Below are 2,195 nucleotides of genomic sequence, written 5' to 3' on the forward strand. Positions count from 1 at the left end.
TCTGGCTGCCGCGGCCCCGCGCCGCGGCAGCCGCCGTGGCCACCATAGCGCTGTCGGCAGCGCTGCTGGCGGGCCTGGTTTGGCGTGCGCCCGCCACGCTGCTGTTTTCGCCGGCAGTGTCTATGCGCGATGGTATGGCGGCGCTGCATGAATTCGACCGCGACGGCAGCCTGGAACAAGCGATCCGCCACTTCAACGCGATCCTGGCGCGCGAACCGCGCCATGCCGGCGCCACGGCCGGACTGGCGCTGGCCTATGCGCTGCGCTATACAAGCGACGGACGCGACCCGGTGTGGCTGCAGCGGGCCGACGCCAGCGCCCAGCAGGCGTTGCAGCTCGATGACCAGTTGGCGCTGGCCCACACGGCGCTGGCCTGGGTGCGGGAATACCAGGGGCGCATGGAAGAAGCGCGGCAAGCCACGGAACAGGCGCTGCGCCTCGACCCGCGCAACCTGTATGCGCTGTTCGCCAATGCCGACCGGTTAATCCGGCAACAGCGCGATGCGCAAGCAGAACAGGCCATTGCGCTGGGCGCCAGCTTATACCCGGCCGACCGCTTCTTTGCCGATTTGCAGGGCAAGCTGCACTTCCAGCGCGGCGACTATGCGGCGGCCGAGCAGGCATTCCGGCGCAGCATCGCGCTGCAGCCGGACGCGGTGTTTGCCTATGCCAACCTGAGCGCCGCGCTGCTGCAGCTAAACCGCCAGGACGAAGCGCTGCAGGTGCTGCAACAGGGCTTGCAGGTGCGCCCCAACAGCCGCCTGTACGGCAACCTCGGCACCGTGCTGTTTGCCCGTGGCGACTATCCGGGCGCCACGCGCAATTTCGAACTCGCGGTGTCTGCGGGCAAAGGCAGTCCGAACCAGTACCTCAACTGGGCCAACCTGGGCGATGCGCTGCGCTGGATGCCGGGCCGCGAAGACGAAGCGCGCCGCGCTTACCGCACGGCAGTGGACTTGCTGGCGCCGCTGCTGGCGCACGCTCCCGGCGACCTGCAGTACCAGTCGCGCATGGGCTTGTATCAAGCCCGGCTGGGCCAGGCCGCCGAAGCCCGCGCCTGGACTGCGCGCGCAGTGGCGGCGGGGCCGCAACGGCCCGACGTGCACTTCCGCGCCGCCATTGTCCACGAATTGCTTGGTGACCGCAGCGCCGCCCTTGCCGCGTTGAAGCAGGCCGCAAGGCTCGGCTATCCGGCTCACTTGATTGCCAGTGAGCCGGATTTGATGGCGCTGCGGCGCGACCCGCTTTACCACAACAAGGAGTAGCAGCATGAGTGATAACCATGAAGTAACCCTGACCATCGGCTTCGATATCGACCAGATCAGCGACAAGCTGACCTACAAATTCAAGGGCCGGAATGGCGACACGCCCAACCATCCGACCGGCTTGTACGACAATGAAATCCTGCTGGTCGAAGGCGATCAACTGAGCATCGAAGTCATCGGCACTGGCGCCATCGGCCGGGGCCTCGGACTTGATTTCAGTTCATACCAGATCGTCGACTGCTGCTTTGTCACGCTGCCGCGCGTGATCTTTGCGCTGGACAGCAAGGACGTGCGGCGCGCACCGCCGTCTCCCTTCGTGCAGGCGCTGGGCGCCAGCTACCCGCTCTACCTCGACTTTTCCAGCAGCACCGTGGACACGAAGACCTTGCGCACCGTCACGCAGGGATGGAAAAAGACGCTCGACGTCACCAGCATCCCGGGACGCTGGGCCGTGTCGCTGTACCTGACGGTCCGCATTTACCGCGGCCCCAACTTCGCGCCGGAAATCCGCGTCTTTTCCTTCGATCCTGAATGCCAGGTGGGCGCTGGGCGCGACGATACCGGCAATGGCACGCCAGGCGGCTGGCGCGTCTCTTAATCCGCCCCATCGCCCAGCGCCACGTTCAGCGCCAGCAGGCGGCGCCGCAGCGCATCGGCCGGCGTACGCAGCGCACTGGCGCAGCGTTCCACATCCGGCCCGTGCCGCGCCAGCGCGTGGCGGATTTCCTCTTCCGGGATGGCGCTGGCGCGGCGCACTTGCGGATGCGCGGCCAGCAGCTTGTACAGCGAGGGCCGCGAAATGCCCAGCGCCTGCGCGGCGCGCAGGATTTGCCAGCCGTGGCGGTCCATTGCCGCCAGCACGTCGTCGCCGCTGATGGCGGACAGCCGTGCGCGCGCCGCGCGGGCCGGAGCGGTCGCAAGCCCTTCCGC

General features: G+C 67.6%; 3 protein-coding genes. 2 read left to right on the plus strand and 1 reads right to left on the minus strand.

Annotated elements, in window-relative coordinates; translation table 11 throughout:
• Positions 1-1,265, plus strand: a 1,265-nt coding sequence (locus GM668_RS30180; RefSeq protein WP_155442679.1) for a tetratricopeptide repeat protein, incomplete at its 5' end; no start/stop codon positions are given.
• Between the two features lie 4 nt (positions 1,266-1,269).
• Positions 1,270-1,863 carry a hypothetical protein gene (locus GM668_RS30185; protein ID WP_155442680.1) on the plus strand — a complete coding sequence of 198 codons (594 nt, stop codon included), beginning with the start codon at positions 1,270-1,272 and terminating at the stop codon, positions 1,861-1,863.
• Here the strand turns inward: GM668_RS30185 and GM668_RS30190 are convergent.
• Positions 1,860-2,195 (minus strand): helix-turn-helix domain-containing protein (locus GM668_RS30190; RefSeq protein WP_211923481.1); only part of this gene is annotated, 336 nt, incomplete at its 5' end. The two genes, GM668_RS30185 and GM668_RS30190, sit on opposite strands and share 4 nt — an antisense overlap.

The organism is Pseudoduganella ginsengisoli (assembly GCF_009720865.1).
In the GTDB taxonomy this organism is placed as follows: Bacteria; Pseudomonadota; Gammaproteobacteria; order Burkholderiales; family Burkholderiaceae_D; genus Rugamonas; species Rugamonas ginsengisoli.

What these genes read in the sequence shown, in the direction of transcription:
- GM668_RS30185 (WP_155442680.1), top strand. Translation starts at nt 1,270, where the DNA reads ATGAGTGATAACCATGAAGTAACCCTGACCATCGGCTTCGATATCGAC.